Source organism: Candidatus Allofournierella merdipullorum, assembly GCF_048426865.1.
In the GTDB taxonomy this organism is placed as follows: Bacteria; Bacillota; Clostridia; order Oscillospirales; family Ruminococcaceae; genus Allofournierella_A; species Allofournierella_A merdipullorum.
In genome coordinates, this window is record NZ_DBFNWJ010000025.1 from 57013 (window position 1) to 72409 (window position 15397).

Annotated in this window: 12 protein-coding genes; 1 reads left to right on the forward strand and 11 read right to left on the reverse strand. The window is 61.4% G+C overall.

All coding sequences use genetic code 11. The features are described from left to right. Nucleotides 1–10 precede the first annotated feature (10 nt). The 7 genes from ACMNAY_RS04330 to ACMNAY_RS04360 all read right to left on the reverse strand — a co-directional run bounded on the left by ACMNAY_RS04330 (nt 11) and on the right by ACMNAY_RS04360 (nt 11650). The gene (locus ACMNAY_RS04330) at nt 11–1573 is read right to left on the reverse strand and encodes an MFS transporter (RefSeq protein WP_418718521.1); all 1563 of its coding nucleotides are present in this window, start codon (nt 1571–1573) and stop codon (nt 11–13) included. Nucleotides 1574–1708: 135 nt separating this feature from the next. After that, entirely contained in the window at nt 1709–4681 is a 2973-nt protein-coding gene (locus ACMNAY_RS04335; protein WP_418718522.1) for a glycoside hydrolase family 3 N-terminal domain-containing protein, read from the reverse strand. Nucleotides 4682–4712: 31 nt separating this feature from the next. Next, nucleotides 4713–6635, reverse strand: coding sequence for a glycoside hydrolase family 2 protein (locus ACMNAY_RS04340; RefSeq protein ID WP_418718523.1), 1923 nt, complete (start codon nt 6633–6635; stop codon nt 4713–4715). Nucleotides 6636–7232: 597 nt separating this feature from the next. Further along, nucleotides 7233–8657, reverse strand: a complete 1425-nt coding sequence (locus tag ACMNAY_RS04345) for a YfcC family protein (protein WP_394976658.1) — start codon at nt 8655–8657, stop codon at nt 7233–7235. A 206-nt stretch (nt 8658–8863) separates the two neighbouring features. Beyond that, nucleotides 8864–9298: a hypothetical protein gene (locus tag ACMNAY_RS04350; RefSeq protein ID WP_394976660.1), complete on the reverse strand. Its 435-nt coding sequence runs from the start codon at nt 9296–9298 to the stop codon at nt 8864–8866. Between the two features lie 25 nt (nt 9299–9323). Further along, nucleotides 9324–10838, reverse strand: coding sequence for an FGGY-family carbohydrate kinase (locus ACMNAY_RS04355; RefSeq protein ID WP_418718524.1), 1515 nt, complete (start codon nt 10836–10838; stop codon nt 9324–9326). Then, nucleotides 10838–11650 carry a BtpA/SgcQ family protein gene (locus tag ACMNAY_RS04360; RefSeq protein WP_394969549.1) on the reverse strand — a complete coding sequence of 271 codons (813 nt, stop codon included), beginning with the start codon at nt 11648–11650 and terminating at the stop codon, nt 10838–10840. The genes ACMNAY_RS04355 and ACMNAY_RS04360 overlap by 1 nt, the downstream gene beginning before the upstream one ends. Before the next feature lie 200 nt (nt 11651–11850). On the opposite strand from ACMNAY_RS04360, the gene ACMNAY_RS04365 reads away from it, so the two are divergent. Next, nucleotides 11851–12591, forward strand: coding sequence for a GntR family transcriptional regulator (locus tag ACMNAY_RS04365; protein ID WP_418718525.1), 741 nt, complete (start codon nt 11851–11853; stop codon nt 12589–12591). Nucleotides 12592–12646: 55 nt separating this feature from the next. Here the strand turns inward: ACMNAY_RS04365 and ACMNAY_RS04370 are convergent, their stop codons facing one another. The 4 genes from ACMNAY_RS04370 to frlD are packed head-to-tail and all read right to left on the reverse strand — an operon-like array spanning nt 12647 to nt 15385. Continuing rightward, nucleotides 12647–13258, reverse strand: coding sequence for a GDSL-type esterase/lipase family protein (locus tag ACMNAY_RS04370; RefSeq protein WP_394976668.1), 612 nt, complete (start codon nt 13256–13258; stop codon nt 12647–12649). Nucleotides 13259–13265: 7 nt separating this feature from the next. Continuing rightward, on the reverse strand, nt 13266–13694 hold the full coding sequence (locus ACMNAY_RS04375) for a secondary thiamine-phosphate synthase enzyme YjbQ (protein WP_394969543.1): 429 nt from the start codon (nt 13692–13694) through the stop codon (nt 13266–13268). A gap of 3 nt (nt 13695–13697) precedes the next feature. Next, nucleotides 13698–14552 carry an amidohydrolase family protein gene (locus tag ACMNAY_RS04380; protein WP_418718526.1) on the reverse strand — a complete coding sequence of 285 codons (855 nt, stop codon included), beginning with the start codon at nt 14550–14552 and terminating at the stop codon, nt 13698–13700. Between the two features lie 32 nt (nt 14553–14584). After that, a complete protein-coding gene (gene frlD / locus ACMNAY_RS04385) occupies nt 14585–15385 on the reverse strand; it encodes a fructoselysine 6-kinase (RefSeq protein WP_418718527.1) in 801 nt (266 codons plus the stop codon). Nucleotides 15386–15397: the final 12 nt, after the last annotated feature.

Below are 15397 nucleotides of genomic sequence, written 5' to 3' on the forward strand. Positions count from 1 at the left end.
TTTTGAAAAATCAGCGGAACTGTTCGGGCACCTGGTCGATGGTCTGCCAGGTCTGCATGGCCTCGTCGATGCTCATGCCCTTGGCCACAGCGTCCTTGCGCACGGCGTTCACCGCCTGGATCTCCTTCATGCGCTCGCCGGTGAGGCTGTAGTTCTTCATGGCCAGCAGCGTGGCCGCCCATGCCAGCATGGGGATGATGCAGAACAGCACGATGACCACCATGTTCATGCCCTCGGTGTAGGGGCTGTACTGGGTGGGCAGGATGTCCAGTCCGATCAGGCCCACCGCGATACCCACCACCGTGGCGGACAGACTGGAGACCAGCTTGTCCACCAGGCTGAACAGGGTGCCCATGATGCCGGGGATATACTTGCCCGAGCGGTAGGTCTCGTAGTCGGAGCAGTCCGCCACCATGGGGATGGGCATATCGGCGGTGGCGTAGTAAGCGCCGTAGCCCACGCCGAAGAAGACGATGAACAGAACGGTGTAAAGGTTCAGCGCCAGGCCGTTCTCGTTCACGATGGACAGGGTGAACGCGTCTCCCCTGCCCCACAGGAGCAGCAGCGCCAGCACGCCCACATAGCACACCAGCGCCACGCTGACATAGCGCATGAGGCTGGCTTTCTGGACTTTTTTCTGGCTGGTGCGCACCGTCAGCAGGAAGAAAGGCACGCTGAAGGCGTAGCCCAGCACCATCATGGGCAGATACAGCCCGTCGTAATCGCCCATCATGCAGCCGTACAGCATGCACAGCACGGTGGTGTTGGTGGCGATGGACAGCGCCAGCTTGCAGCCCGCGCCGGCCACCATCAGCCGCTGCATGGGGTTGTTCTCGCGGATGATCTGCAGGTATTCCCGCACCCGGATCTTTTCGGCCTTGTCGCCGCCGATGCCGAAGTAGCGGGGGTTGTCCTTCTCCCAGATACCGATGATGGCCAGCACGGTCAGCACCACCGAGATGATGATGCCCACCGGAGCCAGGGTGCTGAAGAACTCGGCGGAAGAATAGCCGTCCTCAAAGCGCTTGGCCAGGATGGGTGCGAAGAACTGCATCGCGCCCATGCCCAGCAGGCTGCCCACGGTGTTGAAGATGGTGAACAGCGGGCGCTGCTTGGGGTCGTTGGTGAGCACCGTCTGCCCCGAACGGGTGCAGCTGGTCTGGAAGGTGTAGCCGATGACCCACACCGCATACAGCGCCACAAAGGCGGCGTAGCGGGCGGCCGTCATGCCGGCCGGGATCAGCGGGGTCAGGCCGTACAGAACCAGAACGCTGACGGCCATGATGGCGTTGCCGATGACCATGAACGGACGGAACTTGCCGAATTTGCCGTTGGTGCGGTCCATCAGCGCGCCGATGATGGGGTCGGTGAAGGCGTCGAACACGCGCATGCCCGTCACCATGACCGACGCGAACAGGGTGCCCAGGCTCAGCACGTTGGCGCCAAAGGTGGCGATGTAGCTGAGGACCAGGACATAATATACATTCGTTGCCCCGTTGTTCAGCGGAAACAGCACCAGCTGATACAGCCTGGCCCGGTTCACGCTGCCGGAGGCGTTGTTTTCGTGGTTCATCTGAAGATCCTCATTCCAAACCGCCGGCCCCGGCCCTCCGCAAAGCGGAGGACCAGGGCGCAGGGTACGCGGTCATCTGCCGGCCAAAGGCCGGCGCGTTTCGTTTTTCAAAGCGCGCCCGAAGGCGTGCTGTCTTTAGCGGCGGTTCTGCTTTTTGAACTCGCGGTAGGCGGTGAACTCCGGGCAGGCGCGGAAGCGGCGGGCCCGCAGGATCCACAGCACGATGCTCACCAGCAGCAGCGTGGTGAAAGCGCACACGATGATCAGCAGGATGGTCAGCACCAGCGGCTGCGTGGGCTTGACGGTGGTGTTTGCGCCCACGCCGTTCATGCCGCAGGAGTTGGCGATGGCGTACAGGTTGTGGTGGCAGGCCTCGCGCATGGCATTCACGATCACCGCGTCGTTCTCATACTGGGGCAGCTGGTTCGTCACCAGCGGCAGCATGGCGTCGTAGATGCTCACGCCGGCCATCAGGCCGTCCACGCCGTTGACGTAGGAGGTGAGCACGTTGTCGGTGATGTTCATGCCCTGGCAGCCCCACTCCTCGCGCAGGATGCCGGTCATCAGGCCCTTGTTGCCGCCGGACCAGATGCAGCCCCAGCGGGTGTAGGCGGTCATCACGCCGTTGCCGTTGCCCTCTTCGATGGGCGCCTGGAAGGCCTTGAGGTAGATCTCACGGGCGGCCTGCTCGTTCAGCCACACGCCCAGACCGATGCGGTCCTGCTCGCTGTCGTTCAGAGCGAAGTGCTTCATCACCACGTGCACGCCCTTGGACTGGATGCCGGCCACCTCGTAGGCGCTCATCTCGCCGGACAGGAAGCCGTCCTCAGAGTAGTACTCGAAGTTGCGGCCGCCGTAGGGGGTGCGGTGGATGTTGTTGCCGGGGCCGTACAGGCAGGCGATGCCCGCCTCCAGGCAGTTGTTGCCGATGACGCGGCCGATCTCGCTCATCAGGTCCACGTTGAAGGTGGCGGCCATCACGTCCTCAGAGGTGAAGGCGGTGGCGTCCAGCTGGGTGGCGTCGGAGGCGATCAGAGAGGCGGTGAGACCCTGGGGACCGTTCTCGTCACGGGTGCCGGGAGCCTCGACGGACTTCACGGGCATGGTCCAATGGAAAGCGTCGCCGATCAGGCTGACCATCTCGTCAAAGGTCATCTGGTCCAGCAGGTCCTGCCACTTGGGATCGTCGAATTCCAGGCCGATCATATCGTACAGCTTCAGGCCGTTGTCCTTGCCCATGGCAGGCATGGTCTGAGCCTCGTAGTTGGCGGAGTCATACTGCACGTCCTGCAGCTGCGCCACCATGGTGTCGGTCAAAGCCAGCTGAACAGGCTCCTGGGGGAAGGTGCCGGTCCAGTCGCTGCGGGTCAGGTAGGTCACGGAGGCGTCGTTGCCCTCGTACAGGTTGATGTCCGCGTCGGACAGCTGGTTCACGATGGGGGTGCCGTTGGCGGAAGTGGCATGGGTGGTGGTGTCCAGCTCGGCCTCGTTCCAGGTGTAGGTCAGCGCGGCGTTGCCCTCGGCATCCATGCGGCCGTCGGTGGTCTCAGCGGTGTAGCCCTTGGCGGCCAGGATATTGTTCACAGCGTTGTGGGCGTCGGTGGCCACGGTGAAGTAGTAGTCGCCCGCGTCCAGAATGTAGGTGCCGGCGCCGTAGGCGTCGTAGGAAGCGATGTCCCGCTTGTCCACGCGGATGGTCAGGGTCTCGGAAGCGCCGGGAGCCAGCAGGTCGGTCTTGCCGAAGCCGCACAGCGCCACGGAGGACTTCTCCACGCCGTTCTCACGGTCGTAGTCGGTGTAGGGGGACTGGACGTAGACCTGAACGGTCTCCTTGCCGGTGCAGGTGTCGCCGGTGTTGGTCACCTTCACCGACAGCACGAACTGGTCGGCGGCAGCGTCATACTCCACCGCCAGGTCGCTGTAGGCAAAGTCGGTGTAGCTCAGGCCGTAGCCGAAGGGGAAGGCCACGTCGTCGCCGGCGTTGCCGGTGCCCATGACGTAGTCCTCATAGCGGGTCTCGTAGTACTTGTAGCCAACGTAGATGCCTTCCTGGTAGATCATGTAGGTGCTGGCGTTGGCGGGGATCAGGCCCTCGGTGTAGCCCTCATACTGGATGGGGGTGAAGTTCTTCATGGCCGGGGCGGAGTAGTTGTCGTAGCAGTAGGTGTCCACCAGGCTGCCGGAGGGGGTGATCTCGCCGGCCAGGATCTTGGCCACGGCGTTGATGCCGGAGATACCCACGTCACCGATCCACAGGCAGGCGTCCACATCGTAGATGTTGTCCTTCAGGAAGTCCACCTGCAGGGCGTTGGCGGAGTTGATGAGCACGATGATCTTGCTGACGGTGCCGGCCTCCTTCATGGCGGCCAGGTTCTCCATCATTTCCTTCTCGTTTTCATCCAGAGCCAGATAGTTGCCGTTCTCGTAGGTCAGGTCGGCGCCCTCGCCGCCCACGCGGGACAGCACCACGATGGCAGCGTCGCCGTATTCGGCCACGGAGTTCTTCACCTCGTCGGTGTAGACGCTCCAAGGGGCCTCAGCCACGGTGGCGCTGGCCAGGCTCACCATGCCGCCGGCCGCACGGGCGTACTCGGCAGCGGGACCCTCGGTGTAGAAGTTCCACAGGGTGTCGTTCACCTCAAAGCCCACCTTCTCCAGCGCGGTGTGCAGGTTGTCGGCCTTGGAGGCGTCGATGTTGCCGGAACCGGTGCCGCCGTAAACGAGGTTCACGGAAGAGGTGGAGAAGCAGCTCACCGCGGCGCCCTTTTCCAGGGGCAGCGCGCCGTTCTCGTTCATCAGCAGAGCGGCGCCCTCGCCCTCCACTGCCTCACACAGCTCCATGCCATAGGCGTTCATCTCCTCGATGCTGTCGAAGTCGCCCTCAAAGTAGATGGCGTTGGGGTCCTCGTTCTCCAGCTTCCAGAAGCTGCCGCCCACAAAGGCGGCCACAGTGTTGTCGAAGGTCTTCAGCACGCCGAACAGGGGCCACAGCAGGATCGCGATGACCAGGCTGATGATGGTCAGCACCTTCCAGGGGGTGACCAGCCGGCGCTTTTGGCGCTTGTAGGCTTTTTTCAATTCTTTTTTGCGCATCTTGGTTTCTTCCATTGCTTTTTCCTCACAATCCGTTGTTTGCATATCAGACCCAGTTGGCACTGGTGCTCTTGCCTTTTTTCAGCTGGTAGGCGGGGTTGGGCGTTTCCACCCGGTGCAGCACGGCGGTGTCGGTGCACTCGCCGGCCACAGCCTTCAGCTCGGTGTTCTCCCCCAGCGGCACGCGGAAGGTGTGGACCTTGCCGCCGCTGTGTTCCGCCACAAGTTTGCCGTCTGCGTACAGCGCCACCCGGGGCTGGTTGGTATACACCTTCACGGTGGTCACCTGCTCCGGCCGGTCGGCGTACCGCTTGCCCGCGATGTGCACAAAGGGCTCGCTGCTCCAGTAAGCCTTGTAGAGATAGAAGCTGTCCTTTTTGATCTTGCGGTCAAAGGTAACAAGGCCCTTGTGGTTCATGCCGGGCTCGCCGCCCTGGTCGCGGGCGTCGGCCGCGAAGTCGAACATGTTCCACACATGGGTGCTCCACATATAGGGATGGCGCTCGAAGCACTCCAGCAGGAACTCGTGGTACACCGCCTGGTATTCCTCGGTGTGGTCGCCCCGGCGAGGCTTGGAGGAATGCAGGTTGGGCATGCCCTCACAGCCGTATTCGGAGTAGCCCAGGCAGCGCTTGGGGAACACCTTGTGGAAGAAGCCGATCCACCAGTCGTTGAGGAACAGGCCCGGCACATACCAGCCCAGATACAGGTTCCAGGACACGATGTCCGACAGGTGGGCCACCCGGTTGAAGGGGCCGCACATGGCGTAGCAGGCCAGGCTGGTGGGGCGGGTGGCGTCCATCTCGTGGCACAGCTCGTTGAGCTGGCGATGGTTGTCCAGCATGTCCTTTTTGTCCTTGGTGGAGATGGTGATCTCGTTGGACAGGCCCCAGGTGACGATGCTGGGATGGTTGTAATTCTGCACGATCAGCTCTTTCATCTGGCTGATGGTGTTTTCACGGCCGGCGGGCATGTGCTCGGAGATGTAGGGGATCTCCGCCCAGACGATCATGCCGTATTCGTCGCACAGATCGTAGAAGTACTGATCGTGCTGGTAGTGGGCCAGCCGGATGGTGTTGGCGCCGATCTCCCGGATCAGAGCCATGTCCTCCTCGTGGTGGGCGCGGGTCAGGGCGTTGCCGATGCCCTTGCGGTCCTGATGGCGGGACACGCCGTGCAGCGGGTAGCGACGCCCGTTGAGGAAAAAGCCCTCCTTCGGGTCCATGCGGAAGGTGCGCACGCCGAACCGGCAGCCGATCTCGTCCACCGCTTCGCCGTTTTCCACCAGCCGGACCGTCGCCCGGTAGAGGTAGGGGTCGGCCACACCGTCCCACAGGTGCACGTCGGGGATGCGCAGGGTCACGTCCGCGCCCTCGCCCCGGGCCACCTCACGGCCCTCGGCGTCGGTGAGGATGACCTCCACCTGCGCGTCGGGAGCGTTGTTCCAGCTCTCCACCCGCACTTCGCCGTCGGCGCCCGCCACCTGAGGCGTCACCTTCAGGCCGGGGCCGCCGAAGTGGTCCATGGAGAAGCGGTGTTTGTTCACCACCACCAGTTCCACGTCCCGGTAGATGCCGCCGTAGAAGGTGAAGTCCGCCTTTTGGGGGTAGACCCGGTCGTTCACGCCGTTGTCCACCTTCACCACCAAGTGGTTCTCCTGCGCCAGCAGTTCGGTGACACAGCCCCGGAAGGTGGAATAGCCGCCGTCGTGATGCATCACCGGGTGACCGTTCAGCTCCACATCGGCGCTGGCGTTCACGCCCGCAAATTCCAGATAGACATCCTCCACAGCCGGGTCGAACCGGGGCATGGCAAACTCCTTTTCATAGGTGCAGGTGCCGCGCCAGTAGTCGTTGCCGCCGTCCTGCCCGTCCACCGCGTTCCAGGTGTGGGACAGATCCACCGCGCAGGCGCTCCCCTGCGGGCCGGTGAAGGTCCACTGTTCGTTCAGATTGGTCCTTGTTCGCATCGCCGTTACTTTGTTCCCTTCTTCTTTACGCGAAAAATTTCACGATCCTGTTTCAATGCCTCTCAATTATAGAGAGCGGCCCGAGCGATTTCAATTTGCTTTTCCCAAGTGGCGCAAAACGCGGCATATGTGGCACTTGTGTTTCCAAAGAATCCCGTCAAATTTTGTGCAAAAAGCGCATAGGCATTTCCATTTATCCCCTTTTGCGTGCCGGAACACAGAAATTTCAGCCCAAGGATAACCATTCAAAAGTGTGCCGGCGGTCTGGACTCCGCAGCTCACAAATAGCTCCGGGGAAAAATCTGCCGCAATGCAGCGAGAGGCTTTGCCAAACGCAACACTTGGACATATAGCAAGCCCTCTTCCCTCCCCGGTCGGCTGCGGGCCTGTGGTATTGAACCGGCATTAAAACCGGGTGGATCCATCGAACTGACAGCGGAGGGCACCCAGCTCCGCATTTTCGAAACGGGAAATGTAAGTTTTTTAGCCGATTGCGCCTTCTGTCTGCGGTTTCTCCCGACAGTAAAAGCGGCCCCCGGCAATGCCGGGGGCCGCTTTCTTAAATCATATGCTGTGTGAAGACAGAACGCCGATCGCTCACGCAGGCATCATGCCGGAGATGGCGGTGAACACAATGCCCACGACCACGACCACGATCATAAACTTCCAGCAAGTCTTCCACCACTGGGGGAAGCTGATCTTGCACACCGCCAGACCGGCAACGGTCATGCCGGCGGTGGGGCTGATGGTGTTCATGGTCTGGTTGGCGATGCACAGCGCGGTGACGGAAGCCTCGGTGTTGACGCCCATCAGGTCGGTCAGCGGCGCCATGACGGGCATGGTCAGCGCGGCCAGACCGGAGGAGGAAGGCACCAGAATGCTCAGGAAGGCCTGGGCAAAGTACATCATGGTGGTGAACACTGCGGCAGGCACGCCGGCCAGCAGGTTGGCCAGACCGTTCAGGATGGTGTCGATGATCATGCCGCCTTCGGCAACCACCAGGATACCACGGGCGATACCGATGATCACGGCGGCGTAGACGAAGTCCGCCATGCCTTTCACGAACTCCTCGGCCATTTCCTTTTCACCGAGGCCGCCCACGATGCCGGACAGAAGGCCGATGGCCAGGAAGACCATGCTGATCTCGTCCATGTACCAGCCCTTGGTCACAAGGCCCCAAACGATGACGCCCATGCCCACGGCGAACACGACAAGCACCAGCTTCTGGCGCAGGGTGAAGGGCATATCCGCATTGACGCCCTCCACGGCGAACTCTTCACGCTTGGCAAAGTCGTCCTTGTAGGTGATGGAGCAGGTGGGGTTCTTCTTCACCTTGCGGGCATACATCATGACCCAGACGATGCCGATGGCGGTGAACACCGCGTACTGGATAAAACGGAACCACAGCTGAGGGTTACCCTGAATGCCCGCAACGCCCTGGGCGATCAGCACGTTAAAGGGGTTCACGGTGGAGCCGATGTAGCCCATCTGGGGCCCCAGGAAGCAAACCATGAAAGCGGTCATGGAGTCGTAGCCGAGGCTCATGATGATGGGCATGAAGATGGCATAGAACGGAAGCGCTTCTTCCGACATGCCGAAGGTGGTGCCGCCGATGCTGAACAGGATCATCACCACAGGAATGAGCAGGATGTCTTTGCCCTTGAGCTTCTTGATGACGCGGCTCATGCCCGCGTTGATGGCGTTGGTCTTGGTGAGGATGGCGAAGGAACCGCCGATCAGCAGAACGAAGGCCACAACATCGCTGGCCTGCTGAATGCCGCGGGTGGGCGCCATCAGGATCTCGGCCAAGCCCTGCCGCAGGTCGTTGCCTTCCTCGTCCACCTTGGGCACCTCCTGATAGGTGCCCGCCACCGCGACCTCACGGGTGCCGGCGGCCGTTTCCATTTCAGTGCGTTCGAACTGGCCCGACGGAACGATCCATGTCAAAACCGCGAACAGGATGATCAGCAAGAACGCGATCGTATAGACATGAGGCAGTTCGAATTTCTTCTTTTTCTGCATACGATACCCTCCTTAAAGATTCGCCCCGCAGGGCCATAATACAACGTTTTAGGTTGTATTATAACGTTATATATAGAATATAACGTGTTATGACCTTCGTCAACCCTGTAACGCCATTTTCAGAGTTTATTATAAATATTCCGTTCATTTTTTGGCGTTTTGTAAAAAGCGATTTTACACTTTGTCCGCGAATGCCGGACAGTCTGTTATTTGGCGGCGTGAGTGCGTTCGTATTCCCGCGGGGTCTGCACTTTCACGTTGCATATTTTCTCGGCATACGCATCCCGCAGCGCGTCCTCGGTGACAGCCCGGGCCATGGCGTACTTCCAGATCCATTCCGGCACGGCGGCCTGCCCATTTACCCGCAGGGTCAGGTGCGCCGCCAGCACCAGCACAAGGCGCACAAGGCCATAGAGCGCCATCACAGCGGCAAAAGCGCCCGCCACGCTGAACAACCCCTGGCCGGCCACCACGAACCAGCACAGCTGCAGCCCAAGGCCAAAACCAAACCCGTAACGGTTTTTGCGCATGGCCTCATAGACGCAGCGGCCGCACACAGGCACCGTCTTTTTTTCGCCGTCCAGATAGACCGCGGCTTCCCGCACGCCTTCCTGCCGGCCGCACAATTCACACTGTCCCATTTGTCTCATCTCCCTTTCCGCCCCGTTACAGGCTCTTCATCAGGTCCCGGTTGCGGGCGTACAGTTCGTTGAACACCACACGCTGCTTCTCGTAGACCGCATGGGCCTGCATGTCCGGGTGGATGACCCGGTCGGCGGTGATGACCTTTGCCAGCTCGTCCCAGTCGGCGTAGGCGCCGCCGGCCAGCGCCGCCATGATGGCGTCTCCGAAGGCTGCGCCAAACGTCACCTTCGCGGTGCAGATCTCCCGGCCGGTCACATCCGCCACCGCCTGCAGCCACACAGGGTTCTTGGTTCCGCCGCCCACCGCCATGATGCGGCGCAGCGGCTCGCCGTGCTCCTTTTCCAACAGGTCCAGATGGGCGGCGATGGTGTAGGCGATGCCCTCCAGCCCGGCCTTGACCATGTGTGCCCGGGTGTGCTTGACCGAAAGGCCGAAGAACACGCCCTTGGCGAAGGGGTCGTTCAGCGGAGTGCGCTCGCCCGCAAAGTAGGGCAGGCACACCAGCCCCTCGCTGCCGGCGGGGATGGCCGCCGCCTCCCTGGCCATTGCCTCGTAGGCGTTCTCGCCCCCTGCCGCTTCGGCGGCCAGGGCGTCCCTGTAGAACTCGTCCCGCATCCACCGGGTCAGGGTGCCGGCGGTGTTGGTGCCCGCGCACACCGAATAAACGCCCGGGATGATGAAGGTGCCGGGCCACAGACGGGGCTCGTTCAGCAGATGATCGGTGAGGTAAACAAAGTAACAGCTGGAGCCCATCTGCACCATGATGTCGCCCGGACGGAACACGCCGGTGGAGATGGCCTCCGCTCCGGAGTCTCCCGTGCCCACCAGCACCGGGGTGCCCTCGGCAAGGCCGGTCCGGGCCGCCGCCTTTGCCGTCACGCAGCCGGCGATGTCGGTGGCGTTCATCACCCGGGCCAGCTGATCCGGACGGCAGTAAAGGCCGCAGTGTTCCTCGTCCACCGCGTCGTGTTCCAGGTCATAAAGCGGGGCGAAGTCCTCGGCCAGATAGCGGTCGATGGTGTACTCCCCTGTCAGCTTGGCGCAGAGGTAGGAGGAGCCGGTGAGGAACTTGGCCGTTTTGGCGTAGACCTCCGGCAGATTGTTCTTCACCCACAGAATTTTGGGGGCAATGTCCGAGGAACAAAGCTCATGGCCGTAGAGCCGCTCGGCCTCCTCCTTGCCGTAGTAGTCATAGAGCCATTCGATCTCGTTGTGGCTGCGGCTGTCCACTCCGTAGAGAATGGCGTTGCACAGCGCCGTGCCCTCGGCGTCCACGGGAACGCAGTCGCACCCCAGCGCCGAAAGGCCCACACAGCCCACATCCGCGGCGGCCACTCCGCTCTCCTGCAGCAACTGGCGGGAAACAGCACAGAAATCGCCCCACCAGGTGGCCTCCGCGTCGTGCTCAAAAAAACCGGGCCGGGGGTTCAGCAGTTCGTGCCCGCGGCTGGCAAAGGCCACGATGGCACAGGTCTGGTCGATGAGCACGCCCTTGGTCTCGTTGGTGCCCACGTCGATCCCCATAAAATACCGCATCACGCATCACCCCGCATCTCTTTCACCGCGTCCATAAACTCCTTCACCCGGCGCTCGTCCACGCGGTTTTCGAACACGCCGTCCTTTTTGAAGGTAGTGCCCACGAAAGCGCCGTCGCAGTTTTTGAGGATCTGAGCCACCGTCTCCCTGCGGCAGCCGGTGCCGCACACCACCGGCACCCTGCCGGCGGCGGCACGCACCTGCTCCAGCAACTCGCCGCCGGGGCCTACCCCCGCCGCCGCGCCGCCCACCACCAGCGCGTCCGGCCGGCAGTTGAACAGCATGCTCTTGGTGATGTCTACCGTGGAGCGGTCGTTCAGATACACCTCGCCCTCGCTGGTGACGAAATAAAACAGCTTCAGATCATCCAGCCGCAGGGCGGATTTGAGGCGCAGCGTTTTGGCCACGTCCCGGTCCACCAGACCCAGGTCGCCTGCCCACGCGCCGGTGAACAGACAGCGGGTGAAATCGGCCTCGGTGGCGGCGCACAGCTCCATGGTGGCGTCGCCGTCGTAGATGGCCTCCACTCCGAAAGGCACCCGGAACTGCTCCCGCAGCGCTCCCACCACCATGCCCATTGCCCCCAGCGTAACGCCGGACACCTTTTTCTCATAGGGCAGGCTCAGCTCATTGGTCACCAGCACACCGTCCACGCCGCCCTTTTGCAGCGCGTCCAGATCCGCCCGGGCGCAGGCGATCACGTCCTCCATGCTGCCGCCGGGGGCATAAAAGGGGTCTCCCGGCAGCGGTTTCAGATGCAGCAGGCCGATGATGGGCTTTTCTGTTTTGAACATTTCTTTGAGAAAGGACATGGTTTTCCCTCCAAATCATATCATAACGTTATACAACGTATTACAACATATCTATAACACAATCCACCAGTTTTTTTCAAGTTTTACACTGTAATTTGTCGTTCTACCCAATCACGCCTTGAAATATTCAGCAAAATACGATAGAATATGAACTGTAACACTTCCCGCAAATCGCGGTGCGAAAGGCAGGAACCCGGACCATGGATTTTCAGCTCAACGAGGATTCTCTGATTCCGCTGTATCAGCAGTTGATGGAAGACATCAAGGCTGCCCTGACGGAAGGCAAATACGCCCCGGACGAAAAGATCCCCTCCGAGTCGGAATTGTCGGAGCTGTACCATGTGAGCCGCATCACGGTGCGCCGCGCCGTGGAAGAGCTTTGCAGCGAAGGGTATCTTGTGAAGAAGCAGGGCAAGGGCACCTACGTCAGCCAACCCAAGGTGATCCGCAAAATCACCCAGGACAAGGACGTGATGGGCTTTTCCGAAGCCTGCCGCGCCTGCGGCATGACGTCGGGCGCCCAGGTGGTGAACATTCTGCGCTGTCCCGCCCGCTCGGACGAAGTGCGTTTTCTGGGGCTGCCCCCGGAGTCGGATGTGATCTATCTGCAGCGTGTGCGCACGGCGGATGGCGAGCCCATCATGCTGGAGAACAACTTCTTTCCCTATGAACCGTTCAAAGGGCTGCTGACCGCCTACGAGGACCTGGCAGATGCCTCCCTGTTCGACTATCTGGAAAGCCACTACGGCCGCCGGCCGGAATCCACCGTGTCCTGCACGCTGGAGATCGTGCGCGCTTCCTCCGAGCAGGCGTCCTATCTGGGAGTCATCACCGGTGACCCGATGTTCTACATGAACGCCTATTTCCTGGACGGTGAGGGCAAGCCGCTGGTGATCGGGCGGCAGTACATTGTGGGCAGCCGCTTTGTGTTTAACATCTGAATTCTTCTATTGACAAAACGTCTGTTCCGGCATAGGCCGGAACAGACGTTTTCTTTCAGTCAAACAGCGCTTTGACTGCTTCCGCAGCCTGCCGGGCCATCGTTTCGTGATCCTGCGGGGTGAAGTGGATGCCGTCCTCCCCCAAGGCCGCGAATTCTCCCGCGTTGAAAAAGGCGCAGCCGAACCGCCGGGCAATATCCGCAAAGATGGGGGCAAGAAGCCGGGATTTCTCCACGCTTTCGGCGGAGAACTCGGCCCCCGGCGCGCAGCGCAGCGGCGCGGGCGCCACAAGCAGCACCTTCGGCGCTTCGGAAAAGGGATACGCCGTGCGCAAACGCAGCAGCAGTTCCTCCATGCCGAAACCTATCTCTTGTGCGCTCACATGATAGCGGGCCTTGGTGTCGTTGGTTCCCAGCAGGATGACCACCGCGTCGGGTGCGTGGCTCTGCACTGCCGGCACGATCTGCTCGATGCCCGCGCGATACGGCTCGATGTAGTCGGTAAAGACGGTGGTGCGGCCCGGCAAGCCCTCCGTCACCACTTCATACTCTTCGCCCAAAAGTCGCTCCATCCGGCAGGGCCAGCGGCTCTTTCGCCCATAGCGCCCTCCGGTGCCGGGCACAGAACCGAAAGTGTTGGAATCTCCGAAGCACAAAATCGTTTTCACGCAGCCCTCACTCCCCCATCACTTCCACATACACCTTGCGCAGCTGCGGGCCGTCGAACTCCGCCAGGTAGATGTCCTGGGCGCCGCCGCAGACGATCTCGCCGTCGATGACGGGGAACAGGCAGTGGTTTCCGGTGAGCACGCTTTTCAGGTGGCCCTGGGAGTTGTTGCTGGTAGCGCCGTAGGTGGGCAGGAAATGAGCATGGAGATAGGGCGCCTCCAGCGGCACCGTTTTTTCCAGCATCTCCGAGATGTCCGCCTCCACGCAGGGCAGCGCCTCGTTCACCAGGATGCCGGTGGTGGTGTGGGCGGTGATGACAGCCACAAGGCCGTTTTTCACACCGCTCTGACGCACGATGTCATGCACCTGTTGGGTGATGTTGAAATACTCCTCCACATCCTTGCTCAAGTGCCGGATGGTCTTCAGCACGACCATGGCTCACACCTCCCCGCCGCTGAGAAAACGCAGCGCATTTTTCCAGTAAAGATTCTCCCGGGCAAACTCCCGCATGGGCACCTTGTCCAGCGCCCGCTTGAGTTTGAAGGCGCGGAAGCGGGGCCCGTTGGAGCCAAACATCACCTGCCGGGGGAAACACCGCTCGAACCACATGGGCCCCATGTCTTTGGTGAACAGCTCCATCATCTGCTCCTCGGGGGAATCCACATAGAGCAGGGCTGTATCGGTGTAGACGTTGGGATACTTGATCATCAGCATCACCATCTCCCGCACCCAGGGCCAGGCAAAATGGGCCAGGCAGATGCGCAGGTCCGGGTGGCGGATGGCCACCTCTTCAAAGGCCAGCGGGTGGGCATGGCGGCTGGGAGCGTTGGGCTCCCAGGAGAGGCCCGCGTGGAAGATGATGGGTTTGTTCTCCCGCTCGCACAAAGCGTAGATGGGCTCCATCCTTTCGTCTGCCGGGTCGAACCGCTGTTTGGCGGGGTTCAGTTTCAGCCCCTGCAGCCCCTGCTGTTGAAAGGCACGTTCCAACACTTCAAGCGCATCCGCCCGGTGGGGATCCACGCTGGCAAACCCGTAGAATTTGTCCGGGTGGAGTTTGCACAGTGCCTCCACCTGGTCGTTGTTCACCACCCAGCCGCCGGCGGTGGTGGTCACGTCCAGCGGCAGCAGCGCCGCCTGGGTCAACCCGCAGACGTCCCACTCGGCAAACAGCTCGTCGAACTCCATGGGTCCCTGTTTCCATACCCCGAAGGTGTCGCCCCGGAAGGCCACTTCCTTTTCGTCCCCGCAGATGGGGCCGTAAAAGATGGGGTGGATGTGCATGTCGATCAGCAAAGTCGTTTTCCTCCCTCTGTGTTTTCCCACACTTAGTACGGCTCGAACCGGGCCACCACCGCGCTGGAAACTTCCGCGCCCTTTTTCATGCACTCCGGCACGCTCCACCCGTTCAGGATGCCGTAGGTAAAGCCGGCGATGTAGCTGTCGCCCGCGCCCACGGTGTTCACCACCTCGGTGGGCACGATGCCGTACTCATACAGAGTGGTGCCGTCGTAGCAGATGCTGCCCAGCTCGCCCATGGTGGCGGTGACCAGTTTGGGGCCGTAGGATTGGATCTTCTTCACCCACTCCTTGATGTGCTCGTCCTTTTTGCCGTCGTAGGAGAGAAAGACATAGTCCACATAGGGGAACAGCGTTTCGCACCGATATTCCGGGTCCTCGCTGAACACCGAGAAGTCCATTACCACCTGCACGCCCCGGGCCTTCCAGTCGGGCAGACGGTCCAGCACCTTGCCGAAGAGATCGGTGTGCAGCATGGTGTGGCCAGCCACGAACTCGAATTCCTCATCGGTGAGGGCGTAGTCCGCCATAACGCCTTCGATCTCCTCCAGGTGCACCCGGTCGGTGCCGTTTTTCAGGTCCATCATCATCTTGCAGGTGTCGCCGGGCTCGGTGCGCAGGTGGGAGATGTCGATGCCCTCCGCCGCCAGGGCCTCTTTCATCTTTTCGCCATAGCTGTCGGTGCCCACCACGCTCACCACGCTGGTGGGCACGCCCATGCGGGCCAGGTGCACGCCCCAGTCCACACCGTTGCCAGTGGGGTAGAATTTGTTCAGCTTTTCATACACGTCCGCGCAGCAAAAGCCCACGGCCGCCACAGATTTTTCCATTCTCTTTCTCCT

Bases quoted from the DNA above. Each gene is read 5' to 3' on its own strand.
- ACMNAY_RS04360 (WP_394969549.1), bottom strand. From the start codon at position 11,650: ATGTCCTTTCTCAAAGAAATGTTCAAAACAGAAAAGCCCATCATCGGC.
- ACMNAY_RS04350 (WP_394976660.1), bottom strand. From the start codon at position 9,298: ATGGGACAGTGTGAATTGTGCGGCCGGCAGGAAGGCGTGCGGGAAGCC.
- frlD (WP_418718527.1), bottom strand. From the start codon at position 15,385: ATGGAAAAATCTGTGGCGGCCGTGGGCTTTTGCTGCGCGGACGTGTAT.
- ACMNAY_RS04330 (WP_418718521.1), bottom strand. From the start codon at position 1,573: ATGAACCACGAAAACAACGCCTCCGGCAGCGTGAACCGGGCCAGGCTG.
- ACMNAY_RS04340 (WP_418718523.1), bottom strand. From the start codon at position 6,635: ATGCGAACAAGGACCAATCTGAACGAACAGTGGACCTTCACCGGCCCG.
- ACMNAY_RS04355 (WP_418718524.1), bottom strand. From the start codon at position 10,838: ATGCGGTATTTTATGGGGATCGACGTGGGCACCAACGAGACCAAGGGC.
- ACMNAY_RS04335 (WP_418718522.1), bottom strand. From the start codon at position 4,681: ATGGAAGAAACCAAGATGCGCAAAAAAGAATTGAAAAAAGCCTACAAG.
- ACMNAY_RS04375 (WP_394969543.1), bottom strand. From the start codon at position 13,694: ATGGTCGTGCTGAAGACCATCCGGCACTTGAGCAAGGATGTGGAGGAG.
- ACMNAY_RS04345 (WP_394976658.1), bottom strand. From the start codon at position 8,657: ATGCAGAAAAAGAAGAAATTCGAACTGCCTCATGTCTATACGATCGCG.
- ACMNAY_RS04365 (WP_418718525.1), top strand. From the start codon at position 11,851: ATGGATTTTCAGCTCAACGAGGATTCTCTGATTCCGCTGTATCAGCAG.